This is a genomic window from Ensifer sp. ZNC0028, from assembly GCF_000799055.1.
Lineage (GTDB): Bacteria > Pseudomonadota > Alphaproteobacteria > Rhizobiales > Rhizobiaceae > Ensifer.
This window is the reverse complement of sequence record NZ_JTLA01000077.1, coordinates 22,999-29,227: the sequence shown is the minus strand read 5'-3', so window position 1 is coordinate 29,227 and position 6,229 is coordinate 22,999. Positions and strand designations below refer to the sequence as shown.

The window sequence follows — 6,229 nt, the reverse complement described above, 5'->3', positions numbered from 1 at the left end:
GCGCCACGTTGGCGTCGGACATGAAGGTGACGAAGACCGATTTCACGTAGGGAGAGACCGAGACATGGCGGAAATTGGCGCCGTTCTGGTAGCCCGTCTGCATCACCTGGTCGAGGATGGCCTTGGTGAAGGGGCGCTGGGTGCCGTCGGTCGGGGCCACCGTCAGACCGGTCGTCGGGTTGTAGCCGCCATTGGCGCCGCCGGCCCCGCGCGAAACGTTGGTCGTCAGCCAGGTCGGCAGCGAGCCGAATTCGCGCGTGGCGCCCGCGACCGAAGCATTGGTGTCGGCGATCGCATATTCGAGGTCCTTGCGGATCTCCACGCCCTTCTTCAGCTTCTGGTACTTGCGCTTCTGCACGTTGCCGGCTTCGGCCACCACCTCCTGGGTGGCGGAGATGATCCAGTCCTTGCGCAGGATCTGGGTGTAGTTACCAAGCCTCGTCGGTGCGATGATGGCGCCGAAGGTGTATTCGTCGCCTTCCTGGCGGATGTTTTCGCCGGGAGCGGCCAGTTCGTCCGTCTCCCATTCCGGGTGGTGCGTGGTGCACTTGCCCTTTTCGATCAGCGAATAGATCGGCGTATCCTCGGGCGTGATGCGGGAAACGACGTCCGAGAGCTCCTCGCGGTTGCCCACGGCCTGCGAGGTCGTGAAGGTGTTTGCTACGACAGCCATGCTAGTGTCCTTGATTGATTGAGATAGGTCGGCACCGCCCGCGCCGGAAAGGACGCGCGCACTGCCAGATCGATTTTGACAGGAGATTTTTGGCAGAAGGCGATCGCCAGAAATCAGCAAAAACAAAGAGATGGAACGGCTTCCGGACTCTGTTTGTGACGGATCTCCAGCAGGACCTAACGGGGATCAGTCGAAGTCGACGCCCATCGCGTCGCGGATCGAGCCGCTTTTTGTGAGCCGCTTCATCGCTTCCCGGCTCCGCCCCGGTGCCTGCCCGGCCTTGCCCGCCGGCCTTGGCCGCGCCACTGGCGCTGCCGCCCTCTGCAGCTTGCTCATCGCCCGTTTCTTGGCCTGTTCGGCCGCAAGGCCGAGCCGGGCATAGTGGGCGAGCTTGAACAGGCGATGGTCGGTGACCTCGCGCACCTCAGCTTGCGAAAAGCCGAGCGCTTCGGCCACGTCGAAGGCGCCGGCGAAGAAGGAAAGCCGCCCCTCGCCATCGGCGATCTCGGGAAAGGCTTCGATCAGCTTGGCGTTTTCCGCCTCGAGCTGTTCGTCGCTCGCCGCATCCGCCAGCGCCTCCACCACCGTCGCCGGCGCCTCGGCAATCGAGAGGATCTCGTCGATCCTGTCGAGCCCCGCCTGGTGCAGCGCCCATTGCCGGCGATAGCCGTCCGGGTCGAGGGCGGCCATATGTTCCGGCGGCTCGGGCGGGATCTGGCTGGCAATGAGATTGGCAAAGGCATTGGCCGATTGCGCCACCCGGCTTGCCATGCCTTCGAGCGCCCGCCCGCGATTGGCGATGTCCTGCGTCTTGTGGCGATAGTCGCGGTCCCGCATGTAACCGAGCTTCAGCTCGGAAAACGGCACCTCCTCGCCGCCCTTGAGCACGACCAGAAAATCCGCGTCGTCGTTGGCCGCCGCGTCCTCGTCAGGCTCGCTCGGCTCGTCGTCGGAATATTGCGGGTCGTCGTGGCCTTCGCCGCGAATGTCGTCCGCTCCGTACTCGTTCAGCTCTCCCTGCTCCAGGTTGGCCTCGTCGTCTTCGGGCTCCCAGAAATCGAGGTCGGCATCGTCAAGCCCGGTTGCGGGATCAACGGTTTTGCTCCCGCCAAAAGGCAGGTTGGCACTATCGTTCGTCATGGCGTGACCTTCTTGAGTAAAAAGGACATTCGCACGCGGTTGCTTCCGCCTAGGAATGCCCAGTAAAAGCGCTTGCCCGTCAGGCGGGTGCGCCTTTGCCGTCGGCCTTGGCTTGTTCCGTCAGGAACTTGAGCTTGGCCCGGAAGTTTCGGATGGCGCGGGCCTCGGCGGCATAGGCCGCCCGGCCGGCATCGTCGGTAAGGCCGGCATGGATGCAGCCATTGATCGCCGCCCATTCCAGCTCGTTCATGATGTCGTCGAAACAAGGCACGTCGAGAATGGCGCGCGCAGCCGCTGCCCGTTCCTCTGGTTTCATGCTGTGGACCTCAGTTGGAGAGCGATCGCTTTCGATCGAAATTTTGCGTCGAACGCTGCCTTGATTCTGCTTTTGTTCCGCGCTACCGCTGTGCGAACCAGAGCAATCTGCCACCCTGGGTCACATTCGCAATTATCAGACGAACATGCTTGCCCAGCCATTTCAGCATCAAAGGCCTTGGTCCGGATTGCCCGGCCTGAGCGGAGCGGATGGCCGGCACCAGTCACAGACGCGCGCGTCTATCGAACGAGGAACCCATGAGAAGATTATCGAGCCTGGGATTGTCAGCCCTGCTTCTGGCCGCCGTGACCTCCCCCACCTCGGCGAGCGGCCAATCGGGCGAGCCGCACTACCTCGTCAAGGCCTTTCTGCTCAAGGACGACAAGACCTTCGATCACGCGACGAACTGGTGCGGCGATGAAAGCGTCTGCACCCTCACGGTCGGCGATTATGAGATCGGCTTACGCTTCTTCATGGGCTACGGCAGCTACCGCCTGCGTGTTGCGTCGTCCTGGGATGGCGACAATCCCTGCTGCTTCTTCGCGGACGGATCTTACGAGACCTCCGTCGCAAGCATCCGCCCTCACGCCGAAGTGCTCTACTACAAGACAGACGCCGGCCGCCTGAAACTCGGCACACTCTACATCGCACTCGAAAGCCTCAAATAGCCAGAACGACCGCTCACTCCTTCCATTTGTCGAGCGCTGTCCTCAGTGAAATGGGCTGCCGCTTCGGGTTGTTCCAGGGGGCGTCGTCCTCGTTTCGAAGCTGCGGCTCGTTCCTGTAGGGATCCTCGTAGAAGCCCTGGTGTTCCTGCTCGGCCAGCAGCTCCTGCATCGATTGGATCGACGAAACGATATCCTTCAGAGTCGCCATCCCGTCGTCATTCGAGACCTTGGACTGCAGGGTGTTAAGTTCGGTCTTTACGCCCTCAAGATTTCCCTGCATGCCACTGAGGCCCTTCCGTGGCCTGGCGCTGTAGGTACCGTCACCACGCTCAGACAGCTTACCCAGAGATTTCCGCAGCCCTTCTGCCGTGTATGCCGACGGGCCTCAAGAGCGCTGCGCAAAAGGTCGTCGGCATAGGCCCTCGCATCCTCGGGGCTTAGATATCCCGCACCGCGGCTTGGCAGACTGCGCTTGTCAACAGCTCCGGAGCCGGGTTTCGCACGGCGCGGAAAAATGAAATCTTCCATGGCATTGTCCTTTCGAAATGTTCGTTACAGCCCAGGAATTGCGTGCGCTCCCGCGTGCGACGCGGCCAGTCTGCATTGGCTACTCCTCGCGGAGCGTGCCGAATGTGAACGGGATTGATTCTGCTTTTGTTCCGAGTTACGAACGTGCGAGCATACGAGTTAAATGCCACTTTACCGGGCAGCGTAACGCGGCTTCAAAGATCTCTCCGGAAGGGTCTCGCGATGGAAAAGCAAAGCAAGAAGCGATGGTTCGAAATGCTCGCGCTCGATGGCGCCTTCTGGCTGACGGTGGACAACATCGGTTGGCTGGTTGCCGAGTTTTTCCTTTATGGAACCACCCGCCTCATTGTTCGCCTTTTCAGTTTCGGCCGGCTTGTGGTCGAAGATTTCTACGACAATCAGTCCGGATTTAGTTGGTTCGGCCTGAAGCGTGCGACGGATTGACGTCTGTTGATGAGTGCAGACGCCGCAAAGATCGTGGCCGTCTGCTTCTGGGCCCTGTGCCTCGCCGCCATTGGCTTTACCGTTAGGGGATTTGGAGCATAAAGAAAATCGGAGTTGCCCTGGACGCCATCGCTGGGATCGTCCTCGACATTCTCGATATCATCGTCGTCGGCTTTCTGCTGCATCGTGTGGCACGCGTCCTCGTACCGCTCCTCAGCTTCGGCAGGATAAAGGTCGAAGACCTCTATGCCGCAGGCACGGGCTTCAATTGGCAGGGCCTGAAGCACCAGGAAAACGACGGCTACCTGCTCAGCTCCGGTATGAGCACATTTCTTGCCGCGCTATTCTGGGTCCTGTGCCTGATCGCTTACCTTGCCGCCACCAGAGGGTTTTAGCGGCGCGCTGGACCAAATCGCCTTCGACGGGCAATTGCCGCTTATCGAACCGTGAAGCCTCAGGTCATCCAATGCCCGAAAAATCCAAGAAATTTGAATTCTTCCGCGTCGCGATCGGCGTTGCCCTCGTCCTGTTGGTTTCAAAGATCATCGACCACGCTCTGCCGGAATCGACGTTCTTGGTCCGGGCGGCTGCCAGCCTCGCCGTGATCTTGCCAGTCGGCATTGCGCTCGATGCGGCCCTCGTCTTCGGTTGGAGAAACTGGCGACGCAAATAACAGAGTTCGGTCACTGCGCGCCCGGCGCGGACCGTGTAGTCACCTTCTGCATGTCAGGTCCACGCTCGATCCGTCGTCAACAGGAAATCCCAGTGTCCGAAAAATCCAAGAAGCTTGAGCTCGTCGAATGGTGGTCGACTTGGCAATCGGCTTTCTAGTCATACGGTTTGTCGAACACAGCTTCCCGGAGCAATCGTTTCTGGTCCAGTTGGCGCTCGTTCTCCTCATCGCCGTGCCGATCGGCTTGGCGGTGCACGCCGTATTGAAGTTTGCGCGAAGAGCATGGCAACGGGCGTAGTCGGCGCCCCTTGTCTGCAGTCCGGGCTTTAGCGCCGCTCTACTTGCCCGCCCGCCTGGTGCATCGGTTCTCTTGGCTGATGCAGGCGATCTCGGCCGTCGAGCATTCGGCAACACCGTTGACGACCGCGCAGTGCGAGCATTGATCGGTAAATTCCAGGCAATCCGGATTGGCCCTCAGGAAAGCCTCGATACTGTCCTGCGCCACGGACGCACCGGCGTCCGCAGCGGTCTTGCCTTCAATTGCGTCAGCCGATCGTGCCACGGGTGCCCAAACCACGCCAAGCGCCAGACAAAGGACCAGTCTGCAGATCACGCCTCTCATGCGTCACTCCCTTTTCGGTGGCCCTGGCCTTTCGGGTGAGCAATGCCTTCTCGCTCACGCACCGGAGGTCGTTGCCCCCTTCGCGGGCGAAGGCCGGCATGCTCTAATATCTTTCGCGGTTTTGCCAGCCCGGATTGGGGTATGCACTGGCCTTGCGCGGACGGTCGGCAAGATAATCGTTCACAGAATCGTAGGTCCGCCCCGCCGCTTCGCCGACCCCGGCGCCGCCGAGGCCGTTGGCCAGGTCGATGAAATCAAGCGGATCATGGTTGGGCCGAGCCACCGGATTAGCTGCCGGAAAGAAGAGTTCGTTGGTCACGCTGCCACCGAGACCAGAAGCAGCCCCCGTCAGAATTCCGCGGCCAATTGGTTCTCCACGAAATACCGCTTCAGCACCCCCCTGCACCGCGCCATCGATAGCCCCCCTGCCGCCACGAACAAGGTAGCCTTTCAGGCCCGCCATGTTCTTGGCCACGGGGTTGCTCGCCAGTGCCAAGCCAGACTTTTCCAGCGCGGCCCCGGTCGCGATTCCGCCGATGACTTGAGCCGCCGTTCCGGCGAATCCTGCACGATCACGAGCGGCTTGCAGATTGTCGTCATAGGCCTTCAGTCGCTGGTCGTAGGTTTCGTCCGAGGTCGCCGCCTCCAGCGCGGCAACCGGATATTTCATCGCACCGAACGTGGCGGAATCGGTGGTAATGCCCATGATGTCTTGCGCGGCAACCGCCGCCTTCTGGTACCAGGGGGCGGCGTTGAACTCATCCTGGTGCTTTTTGATGCGCTGATTTTCAGCCTCCTCGGCCGCACGCGCCTGTTGCTCTCTTGCAGCTTCCGCCTCTGCCTCCCGGCGGGCGAGAAAACTCTGAAGCGCCCGCTGCTCCATTTCGCGGTCAGCCGGCGCGAACAGGTGTGCACGTCCCGCTTGAGCGCCGGCAGGCTGGGCATCCACGATTTCCGGTTGGCGGCGATCCGGGTAGCGGAAGGCGCTCATGTCAAGGGCAGTCGCTTGCCTCGGGAGTCGTGCTGTTTTCGGGGCCGCCCTGGCGGTTTGGTCATGTCGTGCCGCTTTGCGCGTGGTCGTCATCGATCTACTCCGGTGGTTGGCTTCCCCCGCCTCTCGGCCACACGCGTTTGCGCCCGCGGCCCAGTCGCTACTGGATCGCAA

10 protein-coding genes are annotated in these 6,229 nt (G+C 61.3%); 4 read left to right on the top strand and 6 right to left on the bottom strand.

Features of this window, described 5'->3' with window-relative positions:
• The 3 genes from L981_RS18180 to L981_RS18170 form a co-directional block, all read right to left on the bottom strand.
• The coding region (locus L981_RS18180; protein WP_043619303.1) for a DUF5309 family protein at nt 1-673 on the bottom strand (673 nt) is incomplete at its 3' end.
• A gap of 186 nt (nt 674-859) precedes the next feature.
• Entirely contained in the window at nt 860-1,813 is a 954-nt protein-coding gene (locus L981_RS18175) for a hypothetical protein (RefSeq protein ID WP_043619301.1), read from the bottom strand.
• 79 nt (nt 1,814-1,892) lie between these two features.
• Complete coding sequence (locus L981_RS18170) at nt 1,893-2,129, bottom strand: hypothetical protein (protein WP_043619298.1); 237 nt, start codon at nt 2,127-2,129, stop codon at nt 1,893-1,895.
• Between the two features lie 257 nt (nt 2,130-2,386).
• Here L981_RS18170 and L981_RS18165 point away from each other — a divergent pair, with 257 nt between their 5' ends.
• Nucleotides 2,387-2,797: a hypothetical protein gene (locus L981_RS18165; protein ID WP_043619296.1), complete on the top strand. Its 411-nt coding sequence runs from the start codon at nt 2,387-2,389 to the stop codon at nt 2,795-2,797.
• A gap of 13 nt (nt 2,798-2,810) precedes the next feature.
• Here L981_RS18165 and L981_RS33335 read toward each other — a convergent pair whose 3' ends face one another.
• Nucleotides 2,811-3,077 (bottom strand): hypothetical protein, encoded by a 267-nt coding sequence (locus tag L981_RS33335; protein ID WP_052201857.1) that lies wholly within the window; start codon nt 3,075-3,077, stop codon nt 2,811-2,813.
• Between the two features lie 470 nt (nt 3,078-3,547).
• On the opposite strand from L981_RS33335, the gene L981_RS18155 reads away from it, so the two are divergent.
• The 3 genes from L981_RS18155 (at nt 3,548) to L981_RS18145 (ending at nt 4,442) form a co-directional block, all read left to right on the top strand.
• Nucleotides 3,548-3,769 (top strand): hypothetical protein, encoded by a 222-nt coding sequence (locus tag L981_RS18155; protein ID WP_043619291.1) that lies wholly within the window; start codon nt 3,548-3,550, stop codon nt 3,767-3,769.
• Between the two features lie 188 nt (nt 3,770-3,957).
• On the top strand, nt 3,958-4,164 hold the full coding sequence (locus tag L981_RS18150; RefSeq protein ID WP_043619288.1) for a hypothetical protein: 207 nt from the start codon (nt 3,958-3,960) through the stop codon (nt 4,162-4,164).
• A 71-nt stretch (nt 4,165-4,235) separates the two neighbouring features.
• Nucleotides 4,236-4,442 (top strand): hypothetical protein, encoded by a 207-nt coding sequence (locus tag L981_RS18145; protein WP_043619286.1) that lies wholly within the window; start codon nt 4,236-4,238, stop codon nt 4,440-4,442.
• A 337-nt stretch (nt 4,443-4,779) separates the two neighbouring features.
• On the opposite strand, the gene L981_RS18140 is transcribed toward L981_RS18145, so the two are convergent.
• The gene (locus L981_RS18140) at nt 4,780-5,064 is read right to left on the bottom strand and encodes a hypothetical protein (protein ID WP_043619283.1); all 285 of its coding nucleotides are present in this window, start codon (nt 5,062-5,064) and stop codon (nt 4,780-4,782) included.
• 103 nt (nt 5,065-5,167) lie between these two features.
• Nucleotides 5,168-6,148, bottom strand: a complete 981-nt coding sequence (locus tag L981_RS18135; protein WP_156134142.1) for a hypothetical protein — start codon at nt 6,146-6,148, stop codon at nt 5,168-5,170.
• Between the last annotated feature and the right edge of the window lie 81 nt (nt 6,149-6,229).

Bases quoted from the DNA above. Each gene is read 5' to 3' on its own strand.
- L981_RS18175 (WP_043619301.1), bottom strand. From the start codon at position 1,813: ATGACGAACGATAGTGCCAACCTGCCTTTTGGCGGGAGCAAAACCGTT.
- L981_RS33335 (WP_052201857.1), bottom strand. From the start codon at position 3,077: ATGCAGGGAAATCTTGAGGGCGTAAAGACCGAACTTAACACCCTGCAG.
- L981_RS18155 (WP_043619291.1), top strand. From the start codon at position 3,548: ATGGAAAAGCAAAGCAAGAAGCGATGGTTCGAAATGCTCGCGCTCGAT.
- L981_RS18135 (WP_156134142.1), bottom strand. From the start codon at position 6,148: ATGACGACCACGCGCAAAGCGGCACGACATGACCAAACCGCCAGGGCG.
- L981_RS18145 (WP_043619286.1), top strand. From the start codon at position 4,236: ATGCCCGAAAAATCCAAGAAATTTGAATTCTTCCGCGTCGCGATCGGC.
- L981_RS18140 (WP_043619283.1), bottom strand. From the start codon at position 5,064: ATGAGAGGCGTGATCTGCAGACTGGTCCTTTGTCTGGCGCTTGGCGTG.
- L981_RS18165 (WP_043619296.1), top strand. From the start codon at position 2,387: ATGAGAAGATTATCGAGCCTGGGATTGTCAGCCCTGCTTCTGGCCGCC.
- L981_RS18170 (WP_043619298.1), bottom strand. From the start codon at position 2,129: ATGAAACCAGAGGAACGGGCAGCGGCTGCGCGCGCCATTCTCGACGTG.